Annotated in this window: 18 protein-coding genes and 1 other RNA gene; 12 read left to right on the plus strand and 7 right to left on the minus strand. The window is 63.8% G+C overall.

Annotated features, from left to right (window positions below; translation table 11 throughout):
• Positions 1 to 52 precede the first annotated feature (52 nt).
• Positions 53 to 1,696, minus strand: a complete 1,644-nt coding sequence (locus tag GTP77_RS17170; RefSeq protein WP_161073368.1) for a POT-type proton-dependent oligopeptide transporter — start codon at positions 1,694 to 1,696, stop codon at positions 53 to 55.
• A 248-nt stretch (positions 1,697 to 1,944) separates the two neighbouring features.
• Here GTP77_RS17170 and GTP77_RS17175 point away from each other — a divergent pair, with 248 nt between their 5' ends.
• The 3 genes from GTP77_RS17175 to GTP77_RS17185 all read left to right on the plus strand — a co-directional run bounded on the left by GTP77_RS17175 (position 1,945) and on the right by GTP77_RS17185 (position 6,105).
• Positions 1,945 to 3,567, plus strand: coding sequence for an alpha-glucosidase (locus tag GTP77_RS17175; RefSeq protein WP_161073369.1), 1,623 nt, complete (start codon positions 1,945 to 1,947; stop codon positions 3,565 to 3,567).
• Between the two features lie 125 nt (positions 3,568 to 3,692).
• Positions 3,693 to 5,570, plus strand: a complete 1,878-nt coding sequence (locus GTP77_RS17180; RefSeq protein ID WP_161073370.1) for a glucokinase — start codon at positions 3,693 to 3,695, stop codon at positions 5,568 to 5,570.
• Between the two features lies 1 nt (position 5,571).
• The gene (locus tag GTP77_RS17185) at positions 5,572 to 6,105 is read left to right on the plus strand and encodes a hypothetical protein (RefSeq protein WP_161073371.1); all 534 of its coding nucleotides are present in this window, start codon (positions 5,572 to 5,574) and stop codon (positions 6,103 to 6,105) included.
• Here the strand turns inward: GTP77_RS17185 and GTP77_RS17190 are convergent, their stop codons facing one another.
• Complete coding sequence (locus GTP77_RS17190) at positions 6,106 to 6,774, minus strand: hypothetical protein (protein ID WP_161073372.1); 669 nt, start codon at positions 6,772 to 6,774, stop codon at positions 6,106 to 6,108.
• A gap of 130 nt (positions 6,775 to 6,904) precedes the next feature.
• Here GTP77_RS17190 and GTP77_RS17195 point away from each other — a divergent pair, with 130 nt between their 5' ends.
• Both GTP77_RS17195 and GTP77_RS17200 read left to right on the plus strand, forming a co-directional pair.
• The gene (locus tag GTP77_RS17195; RefSeq protein WP_228893637.1) at positions 6,905 to 7,432 is read left to right on the plus strand and encodes a PadR family transcriptional regulator; all 528 of its coding nucleotides are present in this window, start codon (positions 6,905 to 6,907) and stop codon (positions 7,430 to 7,432) included.
• A gap of 11 nt (positions 7,433 to 7,443) precedes the next feature.
• Positions 7,444 to 8,691 (plus strand): MFS transporter, encoded by a 1,248-nt coding sequence (locus GTP77_RS17200; protein ID WP_161073373.1) that lies wholly within the window; start codon positions 7,444 to 7,446, stop codon positions 8,689 to 8,691.
• Between the two features lie 95 nt (positions 8,692 to 8,786).
• On the opposite strand, the gene GTP77_RS17205 is transcribed toward GTP77_RS17200, so the two are convergent.
• Positions 8,787 to 9,320 carry a hypothetical protein gene (locus tag GTP77_RS17205; RefSeq protein ID WP_187358748.1) on the minus strand — a complete coding sequence of 178 codons (534 nt, stop codon included), beginning with the start codon at positions 9,318 to 9,320 and terminating at the stop codon, positions 8,787 to 8,789.
• Positions 9,321 to 9,491: 171 nt separating this feature from the next.
• Between GTP77_RS17205 and GTP77_RS17210 the strand changes: the two genes are divergently transcribed.
• Entirely contained in the window at positions 9,492 to 9,890 is a 399-nt protein-coding gene (locus GTP77_RS17210) for a DUF7684 family protein (protein ID WP_161073374.1), read from the plus strand.
• An 84-nt stretch (positions 9,891 to 9,974) separates the two neighbouring features.
• On the opposite strand, the gene groL is transcribed toward GTP77_RS17210, so the two are convergent.
• Both groL and groES read right to left on the minus strand, forming a co-directional pair.
• The gene (gene groL / locus GTP77_RS17215) at positions 9,975 to 11,621 is read right to left on the minus strand and encodes a chaperonin GroEL (RefSeq protein WP_161073375.1); all 1,647 of its coding nucleotides are present in this window, start codon (positions 11,619 to 11,621) and stop codon (positions 9,975 to 9,977) included.
• An 18-nt stretch (positions 11,622 to 11,639) separates the two neighbouring features.
• Positions 11,640 to 11,930 (minus strand): co-chaperone GroES, encoded by a 291-nt coding sequence (groES, locus tag GTP77_RS17220; RefSeq protein WP_056393686.1) that lies wholly within the window; start codon positions 11,928 to 11,930, stop codon positions 11,640 to 11,642.
• A gap of 397 nt (positions 11,931 to 12,327) precedes the next feature.
• On the opposite strand from groES, the gene GTP77_RS17225 reads away from it, so the two are divergent.
• The 5 genes from GTP77_RS17225 to GTP77_RS17245 all read left to right on the plus strand — a co-directional run bounded on the left by GTP77_RS17225 (position 12,328) and on the right by GTP77_RS17245 (position 14,187).
• Positions 12,328 to 12,651: a hypothetical protein gene (locus tag GTP77_RS17225; protein ID WP_161073376.1), complete on the plus strand. Its 324-nt coding sequence runs from the start codon at positions 12,328 to 12,330 to the stop codon at positions 12,649 to 12,651.
• 234 nt (positions 12,652 to 12,885) lie between these two features.
• Entirely contained in the window at positions 12,886 to 13,122 is a 237-nt protein-coding gene (locus tag GTP77_RS17230) for a hypothetical protein (RefSeq protein ID WP_161073377.1), read from the plus strand.
• On the plus strand, positions 13,119 to 13,430 hold the full coding sequence (locus GTP77_RS17235) for a cell division protein ZapA (protein ID WP_161073378.1): 312 nt from the start codon (positions 13,119 to 13,121) through the stop codon (positions 13,428 to 13,430). The genes GTP77_RS17230 and GTP77_RS17235 overlap by 4 nt, the downstream gene beginning before the upstream one ends.
• Positions 13,431 to 13,476: 46 nt before the next feature.
• A non-coding RNA gene (ssrS, locus tag GTP77_RS17240) (6S RNA) lies at positions 13,477 to 13,655 on the plus strand.
• A 73-nt stretch (positions 13,656 to 13,728) separates the two neighbouring features.
• Positions 13,729 to 14,187: an EVE domain-containing protein gene (locus GTP77_RS17245; RefSeq protein WP_161073379.1), complete on the plus strand. Its 459-nt coding sequence runs from the start codon at positions 13,729 to 13,731 to the stop codon at positions 14,185 to 14,187.
• Here GTP77_RS17245 and lgt read toward each other — a convergent pair whose 3' ends face one another.
• Together lgt and GTP77_RS17255 are read right to left on the minus strand one after the other, a co-directional pair.
• Positions 14,188 to 15,006: a prolipoprotein diacylglyceryl transferase gene (gene lgt / locus GTP77_RS17250; protein ID WP_161073380.1), complete on the minus strand. Its 819-nt coding sequence runs from the start codon at positions 15,004 to 15,006 to the stop codon at positions 14,188 to 14,190.
• Positions 15,000 to 15,902, minus strand: a complete 903-nt coding sequence (locus GTP77_RS17255; RefSeq protein WP_161073381.1) for a LysR family transcriptional regulator — start codon at positions 15,900 to 15,902, stop codon at positions 15,000 to 15,002. Before GTP77_RS17255 ends, lgt begins: the two co-directional genes overlap by 7 nt.
• Positions 15,903 to 16,022: 120 nt before the next feature.
• Between GTP77_RS17255 and ilvD the strand changes: the two genes are divergently transcribed.
• Positions 16,023 to 17,885: a dihydroxy-acid dehydratase gene (ilvD, locus tag GTP77_RS17260; protein ID WP_161073382.1), complete on the plus strand. Its 1,863-nt coding sequence runs from the start codon at positions 16,023 to 16,025 to the stop codon at positions 17,883 to 17,885.
• Positions 17,886 to 17,920 lie beyond the last annotated feature (35 nt).

The following is a 17,920-nucleotide window of genomic DNA, read 5'->3' on the forward strand; positions in this document are numbered from 1 at the left end:
CCGCCTCAATGGCGGGTTACGCGGGCATGGCCCGCTAACCCGCCCTACGCGGTTACGCTGGCTTTGGGGTGGACGTCTGCGGGGCCGTCGTGGTGCCGTAGCAGAGATTCGGATCTGGCTCGGGGCGGTAGTTGTCCACCATGCGGTAGCGCGTGGCGTACCAGGCGAAGATGGCCGCCGCCAGTCCCGCGAAGGCGGCGAAGAAGTACATCTGGAAGGCCATCACGGAGAAGCCCGTGCTGGCGATGTAGGCCGATACCGCTTCGTTCTTCACGCTGGAGTTCAGTATCAGCACCCACAGGTTGCCGACGGTGACCGCCAGGTACCACAGCGACATGATGGCGCCCTTCATCGAGGACGGCGCCTGGCTGTAGGCGAATTCCAGGCCGGTGGCCGACACCAGCACTTCACCGAAGGTCAGCAGCGCGTAAGGCAGGATCTGCCACGCCATGGACACCGGCGTGCCGCCGTCCATCACCACCTGGATGGTGCCGATCACCACCCACGACAGCGCGGAGAAGAAGATGCCGGCGCCCATGCGGCGCAGGGCGGTCGGTTCGATGCCGATCGCGCGCAGGATGGGCAGCAGGGCCAGGTTGTTGAAGGGGATCAGCAGCATCACCAGCAGCGGATTGAGCGCCTGCATCTGCGCCGGCACGAAGCTGAAGCTCCAGCCCAGCAGCTCGTAGGTCGGGTGGGTCATGTCGTTGGCCTGCACGATCCAGGTGGATGCCTTCTGGTCGAACAGGGACCAGAACGGCGTCACCAGCGCGAACACGATGAAGATGCGCAGCACGGCGCGCACGCCGTCCACGCCTTCGTCGCTATGCTTGCCGCGCGCGCGCTCCAGCTGCATGGAGGTGCCGATGCCGCCGAAGGCCAGCAGCAGCACCAGCGCGGTACAGGCTGCGATCACGAAGCCCCACTTGGGCGTCATGGCCAGCGAGCCCAGTGCGCCGATCACGCCGATGACGGCGAAGTGCAGGCCCACGCGCGACTTGCCCGGCGCGGTGCTGAGCAGGGCGGTTTTCGCCACGTTCATGAAGGAGTTGGGATTCGGCGCGGCCGGCGGCACGTGCACGTATTTTTTGCGGCCCAGCCACAGCACGAAGGTGGCCACGAACATCAGGATGCCAGGAATGCCGAAGGCCACGGCGCCGCCGTAGTCGCGCAGGAAGATGGGCATCAGCAGCGAGGCGAAGAAGGAGCCGAAGTTGATGCTCCAGTAGAAGGCGTCGAACACCACCTTGGCGCGGTTCTTGTTGGTCTGGTCGAACTGGTCGCCCACAAAGGAGGCCACCAGCGGCTTGATGCCGCCCGAGCCGAAGGCGATCAGCGCCAGGCCCAGATAGAAGCCTTCCAGGTTTTTCTCGAACACCGCAAGACAGGCGTGGCCCGCGCAGTAGATCAGGCTGAACCAGAACACCGTGTTGTATTTGCCGAAGAAGCGGTCGGCCAGCCAGCCGCCCAGCAGCGGGAAGAAGTACACGCCGATCACGAAGGTGTGGAACACGTGCTTCGCTTCGCTGGGGCGGTCGGCCAGCGGAATGAACAGCAGCAGGGTGCTGATCAGGAATGGGGTGAGGATGTTGCGCATGCCGTAGAAGCTGAAGCGTTCGCAGGCTTCGTTGGCGATGATGTAGGGGATTTGTCGCGGCAGTGGCCCGTTGCCCTGCTGCGCTGCGGATTGTGTCATTGGTTCTCCCTGTTGGTCTTTGCGGGATGCTATGCCGAACCGGCTGCGCTTGGCAACTGGTATATGCAAGTTGCTGCACGGTAAATAACGGTGGGTAAATTGTAGTTTGACTACTCTTCGAGTTTGACGTGAAAACGTTATGTCATTGATTTTAAAGTGTATTGTTCAATTTAATGCGCGTAGTTCGTGATTGAAAAAAACAAATACATAATGTATATTCTCTACAAACTCCCTCTATGGATACCGACATGAGCAAAGAATTGTCTCCGAACTGGTGGCGCGAAGCGATCATCTACCAGGTTTATCCGCGCAGTTTCAAAGACAGCAACGGCGATGGCGTGGGCGATCTGCCCGGCATTACCGCCAAGCTGGATTACATCGCCCGGCTGGGCGTGGACATCGTCTGGATCTCGCCCTTCTTCAAGTCGCCGATGAAGGACTTCGGCTACGACATTTCCGACTACTGCGACGTCGATCCCCTGTTCGGCACCCTGGCGGACTTCGATGCGCTGATCGCCAAGGCGCACAGCCTGGGCCTGAAAATCATGATCGACCAGGTGATGTCGCACACGGCCGAAGACCATCCGTGGTTCGCCGAGAGCCGCAAGAGCCGCGACAATCCCAAGGCCGACTGGTACGTCTGGTCCGACCCGGCGCCGGACGGCTGCCCGCCCAACAACTGGATGTCGGTGTTCGGCGGCTCGTCCTGGCAGTGGGACTCGCGCCGCAAGCAGTACTACATGCACAACTTCCTGGTCAGCCAGCCGGACCTGAACTTCCATAACCCGGAAGTGCAGCAGGCGCACCTGGACGCGCTGCGCTTCTGGCTGGAGCGCGGCGTGGACGGCGTGCGCATGGACGCCTGCAATTTCCACTTCCACGACCGTACGCTGCGCAGCAATCCGCCGGCGCTGGTGCGCGACACTTCCACAGTCACGGACGTGAACCCATACGGCATGCAGGCCCACATCCACGACAAGACCCAGCCTGAGAACGTGGCCTTCCTGAAGAAGCTGCGCGTGCTGCTGGACGAATACGGCGCCGTCGCCATCGGCGAAGTGGGCGCGGACGATTCGCTGGCCGTCATGGCCGAATACACCGAAGGCGGCGACAAGCTGCACATGGCCTATAGTTTCAACCTGCTCACGCCGGTGTGCTCGGCCAAGCATATCCGCTCGCAGGTGGAGCAGTTCGGCGCGCGCGTGAAGGATGGCTGGGCCTCCTGGTCGGTGGGCAACCACGATTCCATCCGCGTGATGACGCGCTGGGGCGGCGAGAACCCGTCGCCGGAAATGGCCAAGCTGGTGCTGGCCATGCAGCTGTCGCTCAAAGGCACGCCTTGCCTGTACCAGGGCGACGAGCTGGCCTTCACCGAGGCGGACGTGCCTTACGAACTGCTGCAGGACCCTTACGGCATCACCTTCTGGCCCGAGTTCAAGGGCCGCGACGGCTGCCGCACGCCTATCGCCTGGAACAAGGACGCCAACGGCGGCTTCACCAGCGGCAAGCCGTGGCTGCCGGTGGATGAGAAGCACATCGCCCGCGCCGCTTCGGTGCAGGAAGCCGACGCCGCTTCGCCGCTGGCGTTTGCGCGCAAGATCATCGCCTGGCGCCGCACCATGCCGCAGCTCACGCGCGGCGACGTCGTCTTCTTCGACGCGCCGGAGCCGGTGCTGGCTTTGCGCCGCGACCTGGCGGGCGAGCGCAGCGTGCTGGCCGTGTTCAATCTGGGCAAGGAGCCGTTGACGTTTGCGCTGCCGCAGGCGGCAGGCGCGGAGACGATCGGCGCGCCGGGGCTGCCGGGCGCGATGGCGGCCGACGGCACGGCGACGCTGCCGGCTTACGGCGCCTGGTTCGGCTACGCCGCCTGAGGAATCCGGGGTCAGACCCGTCGGGTCTGACCCCGGCCTTTCGGTTTAGGGTCCAACGCATCGCATATTTCGGGTATCCTTGCCGCCTTCACGGGCGTTATATTCCCAACAAAATAAAATCGACGATGAGACTAGCTGAAGTTGACCAAAAATCCAGCCGCACCGCTTTCGCGGACGGTCCGCGCCTGCTGGCCGATATCGGCGCCACGCACGCGCGCTTTGCGCTGCAGACCGGCCCGTCCGAGTTCCGCGCCGTGCGCGTGCTCAAGTGCGACGACTTCACCGGCATCGTGCCGCTGCTGCGCACCTATCTGTCCGACCACGCCGACATCACGCTGAACCACGCGGCCCTGGCCGTGGCCAACCCGGTCAGCGGCGACTACGTGCGCATGACCAACCGCGACTGGGAATTCTCCACCGACGAAGTGCGTCGCGCGCTGGGCCTGCACACGCTGCTGGTGGTGAACGACTTTACCGCGCTGGCCATGTCGCTGCCCGGCCTCAAGCCGGCGGACCTGATGCAGGTGGGCGGCGGCGCCCCGGCCAGCAACTCCGTGATCGGCGTGCTGGGGCCGGGCACCGGCCTGGGCGTGTCCGGCGTGATTCCGACGGTGGACGGTTTCGTCACCCTCGGCTCGGAAGGCGGCCACACCAACTTCGCGCCCGCCGACGAGCGCGAATACGCCATCCTGCAGTACGCATGGCAGACCTGGCCGCACGTCTCCACCGAGCGCCTGATTTCCGGCCCCGGCATGGAGATCATCTACCGCGCCATCGCCAAGCGCAACGGCCGCAACGTGAAAGACCTGAACGCGCAGGAGATCATGGCCGGCGCGCTGACCGACAAAGACCCGCTGTGCATGGAAGTGCTGGAGTGCTTCTGCGCCATGCTGGGCGGCGCCAGCGCCAACCTGGCGGTGACGCTGGGCGCTTTCGGCGGCATCTTCATCGGCGGCGGCATCGTGCCGCGCATGGGCGAGTGGTTCGCCTCGTCGCCGTTCCGTGCGCGCTTCGAGGCCAAGGGCCGCTTCACCACGTATCTGTCCGAGATTCCCACCTACGTCATCACCACGCCGAATCCGGCGTTCTACGGCGTGGCGACGATACTGTCCGAACACCTGCGCGGACGCAGCGGCGCCAACACGCTGATGGAACGCGTGCAGCATCTGCAGCATGAGCTGACCCCGGCCGAGCAGCGCGTGGCCGCGCTGGTGCTGGAGCAGCCGCGCCTGGTGCTGAACGAGCCGATCGCCGACATCGCGCGCCTGGCCGAAGTGAGCCAGCCGACCGTGATCCGCTTCTGCCGCTCGCTGGGCTTCTCCGGCCTGGCCGACTTCAAGCTGAAGTTCGCCAGCAGCCTGACCGGCGCCATCCCTGTGCGCCATAGCCAGGTGCGCGTGTCCGACAGCACGCACGACCTGAGCGCCAAGGTGATCGACAACACCGTGTCCGCCATCCTGAAATTCCGCGACCAGCTGGACGTGCGCTCGCTGGACAAGGCCATCGCGCTGGTGGCCAAGGCCAAGCGCATCGAGTTCTTCGCGATGGGGAATTCGCGCGTGGTGGCGCTGGACGGCCAGCACAAATTCTTCCGCTTCCGCATTCCGACCGCAGCCTATGGCGACTCGCACCTGTTCGTGCTGGCCGCCGGTTTGCTGAAGGCGGGCGACGTGGTGATCGCCATCTCCAATTCCGGCAAGCTGCCGGAGCTGCTCGACGCGGTGGACGCGGCGCGCGCGGCCGGTGCGGACGTTATCGCCATCACCAGCAGCCAGTCGCCGCTGGCCAAGCGCGCCTCGGTGTGCCTGGCGGTGGACCACTCGGAGGACAGCACGACCTTCCTGTCCATGATCTCGCGCATTCTGCAACTGCTGCTGATCGACATTCTGTCGGTGGGCATTTCGGTGGACGCGCAGAACGCGGAGCTGGTGCTGGAACGCAAAGCGGGCGAGGGCGTGGAGGCCGACAGCCGCCGCCTGCTGATTTCCCACCTGGACAGCTGATATGAAAATCTACGCCGCCGCCCTGGCCTTGGCGCTTGCCCTGCCGGGCGCCGCGCAGGCCGCAGAGGCCTGCACCTTCCAGCCGCCGTCCCCGGCGCTGCAGGCGCAGGCCTATCCGCAGCAGACCTTTGTGCGCAAGAAGAACAACGGCGCCGCCGAATCCGCGCAGGTGGAGAAGGACGTGCGGCTGGAGATCCTGCATTCGCAGTGCGTGGACACGCTGGTGACGGAATATACGCTGGTGCTGCCGCGTCCCGCCGGCGCGCATGATTTGAACTACTGGCTGGACTTTGCTGCGGCGGAAATGCAGCGCCTGAAAACCAGCAAGGCGGCGCGCGACGTGCCCGGCCTGCTGGCCTTCCTGAAAAAAGCCCACGGGCTGAAACCGGCGGCGGGCAAACTGGCCATCTGCAAGGACGGCACCGCGCCGGTGGATGGCGAATGCGATTTCGAAAGCCTGGGCGGCTATATTTTCAAGGTGGACACCACGCGCAACGCGGTGCGCATCACCATCACCGACTACGCCAGCGCGTAATTACTCGCTGGCCTGGCGCACCACCAGGTCCAGCAGCGTTTGCGCGCTCTGGATGGCGGAGGACGCGCGCGCATCCTTGGCCAGCACTTCAAACGTCCCCTGCGTGAAATACAGCCCGTCCGACGCCAGGAAGCCGATGCGCAGATGGCCCGGACCCGGCGGCGGCATGCGGCCGCCCTTGGCCGGCGTGGCCTGGCGCAGCGCCGGCTTGGCCGTCTCCACCAGCGCCTTGGCGCTGTCCGCCACCGCGTCCGGCGCGCCTTCAAATACCGCGAATTTGCCGGTCTGGTTGATGTAGCGCACGGTGCCGTCCGCGTAGGCGGCCAGCACGTCCAGGCCCTCGTCAAGGGGCACTTCCACGATTACACCCAGCAGCTCGTGCGCGGGTACGGCATGGCCGTTCTCGCGCAGCCAGTTGCAGGCCAGGATGCGCACGCGGCTTTCCTCGTCGCTGTCCTCGGCGATGGTGCGCACCACGGCGGCGTCGGCCTGTTCGCCGAACAGCGCCGTTTCCGTACCTTGCGGCTGGTACAGCGAGGATTCGTCGCAGAACAGCAGGTTGTAAATCAGATTGAGTTCGTCCTGCTTGTAGGGCGCACTGGGGGCAGCGGGGCCGGCTGGCGTCGCTGAAGCTTTTTTGCCAAAGAGGGCGAGTAGTTTCTTGAACATGGACGTGGACAACGGGACAGAGCTTGCATGATACGGCAATGCGCGAAAGCGGGTGGCACAAAAAAATCTTGAAATCCTGAAAAAACAGGTTAAGATATATCTTACTTCGATATATCTTATGGAGATTCCCATGTTCCACTTTTTCAAAGGCCATCATCGTTTCCACCCGCATATGCACGGCCACGGCCACCATCGCGGCGGCGGCGGGCGCGGTCCCAAGATGTTCGACTCGGGCGCCATGCGCTACGTGGTGCTGCAGCTGATTGCGGAAAAACCGCGCCACGGCTACGAGATCATCAAGGAGCTGGAGCAGCGCACCGGCGGCAGCTACACCCCCAGCCCGGGCGCGATCTACCCGCTGATGGCAATGCTGTACGATATGGGCCATGTGTCCATCAGCCATGACGGCGCCAAGAAGCTGCACACGGTCACGCCGGAAGGCCAGGCCTTCCTGGACGAGAACCGCCAGATGGTGGACGCCATGATGGCGCGCCTGAGCGAGCCGGCCGAGGCGGGCGGCGACCTGCGCTCGCTGATGCATGCGCTGAAGGAAGCGGTCATCACGCGCGCCCGCGACGGCGCGCCGAACGAAACCCGGCTGCAGCACATCCGCGCCATCCTGCGCAACGCCGCCAACGAGATCAATCAGCTGGACTGAAGGGAGCGCCTATGGCAACTGTTACACCCGTCTCGCCGGCCCGCGAACGCCTGATTTTGTGGCTGCTGGCGCTGACGCAATTCACCGTCATCATGGACTTCATGGTGATGATGCCGCTCGCTCCGCAGCTGATGCAGGCCTTCGGCAAAACGCCGGCGGCCGTGTCGGGCGCGGTCTCGGTCTATTCCTGGTGCGCCGGCCTGTCCGGCCTGCTGGCCATGACCTATATCGACCGCTTTGACCGCAAGCGCCTGCTGCTGGCGATGTTCTTCCTGTTCACCTTGTCCAACCTGGCTTGTGCGATGGCGCCCAATTTCCATGTGCTGGTGCTGTCGCGCGCCTTTGCCGGCGTGACAGGCGGCGTGCTCGGTTCGATCTGCATGGCCATCATCGGCGACCTGGTGCCGCCCGAGCGGCGCGGCGCGGCCACCGGCATTGTCATGACCTCGTTCAGCCTGGCCGCCATAGCCGGCGTGCCGGCGGGCGTGATGATGTCGGCGCATTTCGGCTGGCAGTCCGCCTTTTATCTGCTGGTGGGGCTCTCGCTGCTGATCTGGGGCGTGGCGCTGCGCGCGCTGCCGTCCATGACCTCGCACCTGAAGGCGCAGCCGGTGCCGGTGGCGCGCATCCTGCCTGAGCTGCTCGCCATGTTCCGCGTGCCGGCGCACCTGAAAGCCTTTGCACTGAGCGGCATGACCATGATGTCCGGCATGCTGGTGATTCCCTTTATTTCGCCGGTGCTGGTGGCCAATTACGGCGTGCAGCCGGCGGAGATTACGTGGATTTATCTGGCTGGCGGGCTGGCCACGCTGTTCAGCGCGCGCAATATCGGCGCCTGGGCGGACAGGGCGGGCAAGCAGCGCGTGTTCCGCTACGTGGCCGGCTTTTCCATCGTGCCGCTGATGCTGATCACGCACCTGCCGCACGTGCCGCTGATCGGCCTGGTGCTGATGTTCCCGTTCTTTATGACGGCGCTGTCGGGCCGCACCGTGCCGCTGCAAGCCCTGATGACCACGGTGCCCGAGCCGTCGCGGCGCGGCGCCTTCCTGAGCGCCAACTCGGCGGTGCAGCAGATGGGGACAGGGCTGGGCGCCTTCGTCGGCGGCCTGTGGCTCAGCACCGGCGCCGGCGGGCAGATAGAAGGCTACGGCTACAACGGCTGGCTGGCAGCCGCGCTGACGCTGGGCGCGATATTGTGGATAGGCCGCGTTCAAAGTGCGGCGGTTGCAGCGCCCGCCACAGTGCGCTCAGCCGCATAACAGTGCGTTTGCGGCGCGTTCCGGCATATTGCATCGCGTGGTGTCGCGTCATGTTGCGTAGGGCGGGTTAGGCGGCACGCCGTAACCCGCCAGCGTCACTCGCCCGGCCCGCTGCGCTGCAGCGGCTTCTTGTCCTTGCGCCACTGCTCCAGCGTGAGCGCCTCGCCGGACACGTCGTCATCCACCAGGATTTCGCCGTCCGACTGCGCCACCAGGAAGCTCTCCCAGCGCTGGGCCGCGTCGCTGCTGTTCTCGACAAAGCTCAGCTGGTAATACTGTTTTCCCTTCACGGCGCGCAGCTGCGCGTCGTACTCCATCAGCGCGCCATGCGCCTTCCCGTTCGACGACTTCTCGATCCGGTCCGCCCAGGCCTTCAGTTCAGGCAGCGCCATCAGCGCCGCCACCGCCTGCTCGCGGCTCAGCGCGCCCTTTGCGGCGGGAGCCTGCGCCCCGGCCATGCCGCCTTGCAGCGCCACCGCGCCCGCGCTTGCCACCGTGGCCACCTGTGCGCGTGGCTGGGCCTCATGGCGCACGGTGTACACGTAATAGGAGCCCAGGGCAGCCGCAAGCAGCCCGGCCAGCGCCCCGGCAATCGCAGCGGTTTTCGAGTTTGGGGAGCGCGGAGCCATCGGATGCCAGCCTTGTCATAGAGAGAGGAAAGTTGCGGCCATACTAAACCAAAGGGTCACCAGCGGCAACCAGACCCTTTGCTCCGCCGCAAAAGCTTAACTCGTTACATACTCAGTCAGGGACAGGTGAAAGGAGGGTATGATTTCTTCAGAAAGCAGGAGGGATGGACAATGCAATCATGCGAAATCAAGGTGGTACGGCGTGGTGATTTGGCTGCAATCAGTCATTTGACGGTCATGCCGACGGTTTGCCTGGTGGCGTTTCAAAACCCTGCGGCCTCGTCCGAGATCGACTTGTTGGCCAAGGCCAGTCTCGCAGTCGGAACCGAATCGTTCGCCCTGTACGGCCCCCACGCAGACGCGCTGGAAGATGACATCGACTTTGTTCTGGAGCAGGGCGAACCCTCCTGGTTGAACATTTCGACGACGTCACATCAGGGAGAATCGCCGCAGGATGTGGCGCAGTTCGTTTTGCATGCGGCACATCCTGGAGACGAGCCATTCCGCTGCTTGCTTGTATTGGATGATCAGCTTGCCGCAGCGGAAGCGCTCATGTACGAACTGGTGTAAGGGATTGCAAAAAAGCCCGCAAGGCGCGAACCTTGCGGGCTTTTTTTTAGCGATGAACCGGTGCGGTTCGGCGCGGAACGGCTATTACATCATGCCGTCCATGCCGCCCATGCCACCCATACCGCCCATGCCACCCATACCGCCGGCTGGCTTGTCTTCGGTGATTTCAGCCACCATGCAGTCGGTGGTCAGCATCAGGCCAGCGATCGACGCTGCGTTTTGCAGTGCCGAACGGGTCACTTTGGCTGGGTCCAGAACGCCCATTTCAACCATGTCGCCGTAGGTGCCGTTGGCGGCGTTGTAGCCGTGGTTGCCCGAACCGGCCAACACTGCTGCAACGACGACCGATGCTTCCTCGCCGGCGTTCTGCACGATCATGCGCAGCGGCTCTTCCATCGCGCGCAGAACGATCTTGATGCCAGCTTCCTGGTCAGGATTGTCGCCTTTGACGGTCAGTTGCGAGCGGGCGCGCAGCAGGGCTACGCCGCCGCCTGGCACGATGCCTTCTTCAACCGCAGCGCGGGTGGCGTGCAGTGCATCTTCCACGCGGGCTTTTTTCTCTTTCATTTCAACTTCGGTGGCTGCACCGACTTTGATCACGGCAACGCCGCCAGCCAGCTTGGCTACGCGCTCTTGCAGTTTTTCACGGTCGTAGTCCGAGGTCGCTTCTTCGATCTGCACGCGGATCTGCTTGACGCGCGCTTCGATGTTGGAACCGTCGCCGGCGCCATCGATCACGATGGTGTTTTCCTTGCCCACTTCGATACGCTTGGCCTGGCCCAGTTCCGCCAGGGTGATTTTTTCCAGGGTCAGGCCGATTTCTTCAGCAACAACCTGGCCGCCGGTCAGGACAGCGATGTCTTCCAGCATGGCTTTGCGGCGGTCGCCGAAGCCTGGGGCTTTCACTGCGCAGGTTTTCAGGATGCCGCGGATGTTGTTCACAACCAGGGTGGCCAGCGCTTCGCCTTCGATGTCTTCTGCGATGATCAGCAGTGGACGTCCAGCTTTGGCAACTTGTTCCAGTACCGGCAGCAGGTCACGGATGTTGGAGATTTTCTTGTCGCACAGCAGGACGAATGGATTGTCCAGGATGGCAACTTGCTTCTCTTGGTTGTTGATGAAGTATGGCGACAGGTAGCCGCGGTCGAACTGCATACCTTCCACGATGTCCAGCTCGTCGTTCAGCGACTTGCCGTCTTCCACGGTGATCACGCCTTCTTTGCCCACTTTTTCCATCGCTTCAGCGATGCGCTCGCCGATCGAGTAGTCGGAGTTGGCCGAGATCGCGCCAACCTGGGCGATTTCCTTGGTGGTGGTGCATGGACGGGCCAGGATGGCGATCTGCTCGACGGTGGCAGCCACTGCCTTGTCGATGCCGCGCTTCAGGTCCATCGGGTTCATGCCGGCGGCTACGAACTTCATGCCTTCGCGCACGATGGCCTGGGCCAGCACGGTCGCGGTGGTGGTGCCGTCGCCGGCGTTGTCGCTGGTCTTGGAAGCAACTTCCTTGACCATTTGCGCGCCCATGTTCTGCAGCTTGTCTTTCAGTTCGATTTCTTTGGCGACCGATACGCCGTCCTTGGTAACGGTAGGGGCGCCGAAGGAGCGCTCCAGCACCACGTTACGGCCCTTAGGACCCAGGGTTACTTTGACTGCGTTGGCGAGGATGTTCACGCCTTCAACCATCTTGGCGCGCGCTGCGTCGCCGAATACTACGTCTTTAGCTGCCATGTTCGAATTCTCCTGTGATTACTTGTTAACAACGGCCATGATGTCTTCTTCGCGCATCACCAGCAGCTCGTCGCCGTCGACTTTGACAGCTTGGCCGGAGTATTTGCCGAACAGAACGCGGTCGCCCACTTTCACTTCCAGCGGACGCACTTTGCCGTCGTCCAGCACTTTGCCATTGCCCACAGCCAGGACTTCGCCCTGGTCTGGTTTTTCGGCGGCTGCGTCAGGAATGATCAGGCCGGATGCGGTTTTGGTTTCCTGGTCGAGACGTTTGACGATGACGCGATCGTGCAAAGGGCGAAGGTTCATACAAAACTCCTTTATCAATGGTTGTCGTGCTGAGAGGCTGCGGCCAGAGTGTTTCTGCAGCGCAACCTCGGTATCCTTGTTAGCACTCTCGGCTAACGAGTGCCAATTATAGGGACGCTTATGCCCTATTTCAAGGCGGGCATGAACTTATTTGATTAATCGCCGGCCACAGCGCCACTGTTTGCGCCAGATCAAGGTCGATCAGATGGTGCAAAAGGCAAGCTTTCAAATAAATCAATGCGGCTTATACTAAGGACGGTGACTCAACCATTCGACGCGACCGTCGACGCTTGAGGCCTATCTGACCGGAACGCTGCGGCGCCGCGAGCGCTTGGTTTGCCAGTGGTAAGGCGCGGAGCTTTGCGGCGGGATGGCTCGTCTTCATAAGGAGAAAAAGATGAAAGCGGTGATCTGCTTGGCGGTGCTGATGGTCTTCCTGGCTGGATGTGGCGTGAAGGGCGGCGGTGAGTATGTCGGTAGGTGGGTGAACGTGCAGTACGACGATTATCGCCTCAACATCGAGCGCAACGGCGAAGGATTTATGGTGCGCGACTCTCACCCAAGTCCTGCCACTGGCAAGCCGGAAACGAAGAACATTCCCGCGACTTACAAAGAGGGGCAGCTTTTAATCGCGACCGATTTCGGCAACGTGGCGCTGGCCATTGATAAGGCATCCGGCCATCTCACGAACGGCAAGACGGAATACAGGAAAGTGCCGTGACCAAGCCGATCATCTGGCACGGTGCCCTGCGGTAGCGCATAGCCTTCCCGCTGCAGGCGCAGTTCGTCCTGGACGGCGGCGCGCGGTTCGGCCGCCGTCCATGCCGCCAGGCACATCAATATGCGGCGCGCCACGCCTGGCATCTTTCCCATCGCCCGAGGACTCCTCCTAAATATGTGCATCATGCGCGTGTAGCTGTTGACGCGCCTTCCTTTGCCATCCTATAGTTGCGGGATGATTTCAGAATTCCAAGAACTTTCCGACAAAATCGACCAGCTCGCCGAGATGAGCCTGGCCCTGCGGCGTGAAAACGCACAGCTGCGCCAGGCCAATGCGGCCCTGGTGGCCGACAATATGGCCTGCCAGCGGCGCCTGGCCGAGGCGCACGCGCGCGTGTCGGCGCTGCTGGGAAAGATACCCGCCATTGAAGGCGCAGCGGCCGCCGCGCCGGCGCAAGAGGACGTGCAATGATACATCTGGACGTGAGCATCATGGGCCAGCCCTATCGCCTGGCGTGCAAGGAAGACGAAGAGCGCGCGCTGCGCGAAGCGGCCAGCTTCCTCGACAAGAAGATGACGGCCATCCGCGATGCCAACCGCGTCAAGGGCAACGACCGCATCGCCGTGATGGCGGCGCTGGGCATGGCGGCCGAATTCCTGTCGGCGCGTTCGCCGCAAGGACCGTTGTCGGATATGTCGGTGCTGGACATGCAGGACAAAATGGCGGCCATGAACAAGGTGCTCGACAGCGCACTGACGCCGCAAGAAATTCTGTTTTAAGTCTCGAAAGCCCTTTCCCTGGCGGCGATACAGGAGTAAACTCCGTGTCACCCTGCGGTGTTCGCGGATGCCATATATTCCTTGAACCATTTGTTTGCAACGGTCGCGGAAATTTGTTTGATGGGAGTGAGCGTCGCTAGCCCGATGAACCCGAAATTGAACTAACTGTGACCACCTGAGCCACCAGGTTCGGGATGCCGGCATAGCGGCACAGGCGGGGCTTCATTCCCAAAAGAGCGGTTGTTAGCACCTTGGTGCGCAGCCGCTTTTTTACGCCTATACCTTTTGAAGGAGCGCCATGGCTTACTGGTTGATGAAGTCCGAACCGGACGAGATGAGCATAGACGACGTGCTGGCCAGGCCGCAGTCCACGGTGCCGTGGTTCGGCGTGCGCAACTACCAGGCGCGCAACTTCATGCGCGACGGCATGCAGGTGGGCGACGGGGTGCTGTTCTATCACTCCAGCTGTCCGCAGCCGGGCATCGCCGGCATTGCCGAAGTGGCCAGCAGCGCTTATCCCGACCACACGCAGTTCGATCCCAGGAGCCACTACTACGACCCGAAGTCCAAGCCGGAGGAGCCGCGCTGGCAGATGGTGGACGTGAAGGCCGTGCGCAAGACGCGCTTGCTGCCGCTGTCCGAACTGCGCGCCAACCCCGCGCTGGAAGACATGGTGCTGCTGCAAAAAGGCAGCCGCCTGTCCATCACGCCGGTCACCCCGGCGCAATGGAAAACCATCCAGGCCCTGCTGAAATAGCTAAGCCGCCGCAGGGGCGGTGGGGACGATGTTGCGCTTGTAGGACCACAGCAGCAGCAGGATGGCGCCCACGATCATCGGCAGCGACAGCAGCTGGCCGGACGAGATGGTGAAGCCGAGGAAGTCCACTTCGTAGTCCGGCGTGCGGAAGTATTCGGTGAAGAAGCGCGCGCAGCCGTACAGCAGCGTGTACATGGCGCCCACCGCCAGGCGCGGCCGCGCATGGCGCGCAAACATCCACAGGATGGCGAACACCAGCAGCCCGTCCACCAGCGCCTGGTAGATCGGCGACGGATGGCGCGGCAGCGCGTCCACGTTGGGCCAGATCATGGCCCACGGCAGCGACGGGTCCGCAATGCGGCCCGGCAGTTCGGCGTTGATGAAGTTGCCGATGCGCCCGGCCGCGTAGCCCAGCGGCACCAGCGGCGCGATAAAGTCGTACACGTCCAGCACATTGCGCCCGGCCTTGCGCGCCCACAGCCACATGGCCAGCATCACGCCCAGGAAGCCGCCGTGGAAGGACATGCCGCCGCGCCACACGGCGAAAATCTCGAGCGGATTGTGCAGGAAAAACTCGGGACGGTAGAACAGCACCTCGCCCATGCGCCCGCCTATCACCACGCCCAGCATGCCGTAGAACAGCATGTCGTCCAGGTCCTGGTTCTTCCAGCCCAGCCGGGCAATATGCGGCTGCCTGATGCGCACCCGGCCCAGCGCCACGAACATGGCGAAGGCCAGCACATACATCAGCCCGTACCAATGGACTTTGACCGGACCTAGCGAGAAGGCGATGGGGTCGGGCAGCGGGTGTATCAGCATTGCGTGTTCTTTCTTAACAGTTCGAGGAAGCCCTGCAGCACCGGCGAGGGATTGTCGCGGCGCCAGGCCAGGCCCGTCTCCACCAGCGGTGTGGGGTCGAGCAGCGCGCGGTATTCTACCCCGGGGCGCTTCAGATTCGACACCGATTGTGGCACAAGTGCGAGGCCCATGCCAGCCGACACCAGGCTGACGATGGTCTGCATCTGGATCGCTTCCTGGCCGATCACTGGCGTGATGCCGGCCGCGCGGAACACGCCCAGCACCGCGTCGTACAGCGCCGGCGAAATCGCGCGCGGGAAGATAATCAGCGGCAGCGCGGGCAGGGCGCCCAAGGCCACCTTGCGCTTGCCGTGCAGCGCGGGCAGGCCGGCCGGTGCGGCCAGCACCAGCGGCTCCTTCAGTACAGGCAAATAGTCCAGCTCCGCGCGCGCGCGTTCGGGCAGCGGCGGGATCAGCAGGCCGGCGTCGATGCGCGCGTGCAGCAGGTCTTCCAGCTGCAGGTCCGAGGTGGCTTCCTGCAGCGCGATCTGCACCTGCGGATAGGCCGCGCGGTAGGCACGCAGGAAGGGCGGCAGCACGCTGTAGTCGGCCGACGAGACGAAGGCCAGCGCCAGGCGCCCCACCTCGCCGCCGGCGGCGCGCTGCACCAGTTGCGGCAGCTCCTGCGCCTGCGCCAGCATGCGGCGCGCCTCCGGCAGCAGGGCCGCTCCGGCCGCCGTCAGCGCCACGCCGCGCCGGCTGCGCTCGAACAGCGGCGCGCCCAGCAGCTCCTCCAGCGCCTGGATGGCCTGCGACAGCGGCGGCTGCGTCATGTGCAGGCGCTGCGCCGCGCGGCCGAAATGCAGCTCCTCGGCCACGGCGGCAAAGTAGCGCAGCTGGCGCAATTCGACATTCATATGGAATCCTATGGTATTTCGTTGCTGTGATATGCAAAGCGTATCACAGGGCGCGAAATCTAATATTTGACAGGGCAGCGCGGGGAAGGCACTCTGCTAGCACATCATAGGAGTAAAGCCATGCCCCAATACCGTTCCCGCACCACCACCCACGGCCGCAACATGGCCGGCGCCCGCGCCCTGTGGCGCGCCACCGGCATGAAAGACGGCGATTTCGACAAGCCCATCATCGCCGTGGTCAATTCCTTTACCCAGTTCGTGCCCGGCCACGTGCACCTGAAAGACCTGGGCCAGCTGGTCGCGCGCGAGATCGAAGCGTCCGGCGGTGTGGCGAAGGAATTCAACACCATCGCGGTCGATGACGGCATCGCCATGGGCCACGGCGGCATGCTGTACTCGCTGCCTTCGCGCGACCTGATCGCCGACTCGGTGGAATACATGGTCAACGCGCACTGCGCCGACGCCATGGTCTGCATCTCCAACTGCGACAAGATCACCCCCGGCATGCTGATGGCCGCGATGCGCCTGAACATCCCCGTGGTGTTCGTGTCCGGCGGCCCGATGGAAGCGGGCAAGGTGGTCAAGGTGGTCAACGGCAACCAGAAGATCATCAAGCTGGACCTGGTGGACGCCATGATCAAGGCCGGCGACAGCACCGTTTCCGACGCCGACGTGGCCGAGATCGAGCGCTCCGCCTGTCCTACCTGCGGTTCCTGCTCCGGCATGTTCACCGCCAACTCCATGAACTGCCTGACCGAAGCGTTGGGCCTGTCCCTGCCGGGCAACGGCACCATCCTGGCCACGCACTCGGACCGCAAGGAACTGTTCCTGAAAGCCGGCCGCCTGGTGGTGGAACTGGCCAAGCGCTACTACGAGCAGGACGACGCGACTGTCCTGCCGCGCTCCATCGCCACCAAGGCTGCGTTCGAGAACGCCATGGCGCTGGACGTGTCCATGGGCGGCTCCACCAACACCGTGCTGCACCTGCTGGCCGCCGCGCACGAAGCCGAAGTCGAATTCAGCATGGCCGACATCGACCGCATCTCGCGCAAAGTGCCCTGCCTGTGCAAAGTGGCGCCGATGACGGACAAGTTCCACATCGAAGACGTGCACCGCGCCGGCGGTATCGTCTCCATCCTGGGCGAACTGGCGCGCGCCGGCCTGCTGGACACCTCGGTCTACAGCATCCACGCGCCCACGCTGGGTGACGCCATCGAACGCAACGACATCAAGCGCAGCGACGACCCCGCCGTGCACCAGATGTTCCGCGCGGCGCCGGGCGGCGTGCCGACCCAGACCGCGTTCTCGCAGTCCGAGCGCTTCGCAGCGCTGGACCTGAACCGCGAAACCGGCTGCATCCGCGACAAGGCGCACGCCTACTCGCAGGACGGCGGCCTGGCCGTTTTGTACGGCAACCTGGCGGAGAAGGGCTGCATCGTGAAGACGGCCGGCGTGGATGAAAGCATCCTGAAATTCAGCGGCAAGGCGCGCGTGTTTGAAAGCCAGGACGCGGCGGTGGAAGCCATCCTGGGCGACACCGTGCACGAAGGAGACGTGGTCATCATCCGCTACGAAGGCCCGAAAGGCGGTCCGGGCATGCAGGAGATGCTGTACCCGACCTCCTACATCAAGTCCAAGGGCCTGGGCAAAGCCTGCGCGCTGTTCACCGACGGCCGCTTCTCGGGCGGCTCGTCCGGCCTGGTGATCGGCCACGCTTCGCCGGAAGCGGCCGAAGGCGGCGCCATTGGCCTGGTGGAGGAGGGCGATATGATCGATATCGACATCCCGAACCGCACCATCAATTTGCGCATTAGCGACGCCACGCTGGCGGAGCGCCGCGCGGCCATGGAAGCCAAGGGCGCGGACGCCTGGCTGCCGGTCGACCGTGAACGCTATGTGTCGCAGGCGCTGCAGGCCTACGCGGCGCTGACCACCTCCGCCGACCGCGGCGCGGTGCGCGATTTGTCGCAGCTGAAGCGCTGAGAACGGCGGGTTACGCGGCGGTGCCGCTAACCCGC

Origin of the sequence: Pseudoduganella aquatica (genome assembly GCF_009857595.1) — a bacterium.
Classification (GTDB): domain Bacteria; phylum Pseudomonadota; class Gammaproteobacteria; order Burkholderiales; family Burkholderiaceae_D; genus Rugamonas; species Rugamonas aquatica_A.

Bases quoted from the DNA above. Each gene is read 5' to 3' on its own strand.
- GTP77_RS17170 (WP_161073368.1), bottom strand. From the start codon at position 1,696: ATGACACAATCCGCAGCGCAGCAGGGCAACGGGCCACTGCCGCGACAA.
- GTP77_RS17175 (WP_161073369.1), top strand. From the start codon at position 1,945: ATGAGCAAAGAATTGTCTCCGAACTGGTGGCGCGAAGCGATCATCTAC.
- GTP77_RS17180 (WP_161073370.1), top strand. From the start codon at position 3,693: ATGAGACTAGCTGAAGTTGACCAAAAATCCAGCCGCACCGCTTTCGCG.
- GTP77_RS17185 (WP_161073371.1), top strand. From the start codon at position 5,572: ATGAAAATCTACGCCGCCGCCCTGGCCTTGGCGCTTGCCCTGCCGGGC.
- GTP77_RS17190 (WP_161073372.1), bottom strand. From the start codon at position 6,774: ATGTTCAAGAAACTACTCGCCCTCTTTGGCAAAAAAGCTTCAGCGACG.
- GTP77_RS17195 (WP_228893637.1), top strand. From the start codon at position 6,905: ATGTTCCACTTTTTCAAAGGCCATCATCGTTTCCACCCGCATATGCAC.
- GTP77_RS17200 (WP_161073373.1), top strand. From the start codon at position 7,444: ATGGCAACTGTTACACCCGTCTCGCCGGCCCGCGAACGCCTGATTTTG.
- GTP77_RS17205 (WP_187358748.1), bottom strand. From the start codon at position 9,320: ATGGCTCCGCGCTCCCCAAACTCGAAAACCGCTGCGATTGCCGGGGCG.
- GTP77_RS17210 (WP_161073374.1), top strand. From the start codon at position 9,492: ATGCAATCATGCGAAATCAAGGTGGTACGGCGTGGTGATTTGGCTGCA.
- groL (WP_161073375.1), bottom strand. From the start codon at position 11,621: ATGGCAGCTAAAGACGTAGTATTCGGCGACGCAGCGCGCGCCAAGATG.
- groES (WP_056393686.1), bottom strand. From the start codon at position 11,930: ATGAACCTTCGCCCTTTGCACGATCGCGTCATCGTCAAACGTCTCGAC.
- GTP77_RS17225 (WP_161073376.1), top strand. From the start codon at position 12,328: ATGAAAGCGGTGATCTGCTTGGCGGTGCTGATGGTCTTCCTGGCTGGA.
- GTP77_RS17230 (WP_161073377.1), top strand. From the start codon at position 12,886: ATGATTTCAGAATTCCAAGAACTTTCCGACAAAATCGACCAGCTCGCC.
- GTP77_RS17235 (WP_161073378.1), top strand. From the start codon at position 13,119: ATGATACATCTGGACGTGAGCATCATGGGCCAGCCCTATCGCCTGGCG.
- GTP77_RS17245 (WP_161073379.1), top strand. From the start codon at position 13,729: ATGGCTTACTGGTTGATGAAGTCCGAACCGGACGAGATGAGCATAGAC.
- lgt (WP_161073380.1), bottom strand. From the start codon at position 15,006: ATGCTGATACACCCGCTGCCCGACCCCATCGCCTTCTCGCTAGGTCCG.
- GTP77_RS17255 (WP_161073381.1), bottom strand. From the start codon at position 15,902: ATGAATGTCGAATTGCGCCAGCTGCGCTACTTTGCCGCCGTGGCCGAG.
- ilvD (WP_161073382.1), top strand. From the start codon at position 16,023: ATGCCCCAATACCGTTCCCGCACCACCACCCACGGCCGCAACATGGCC.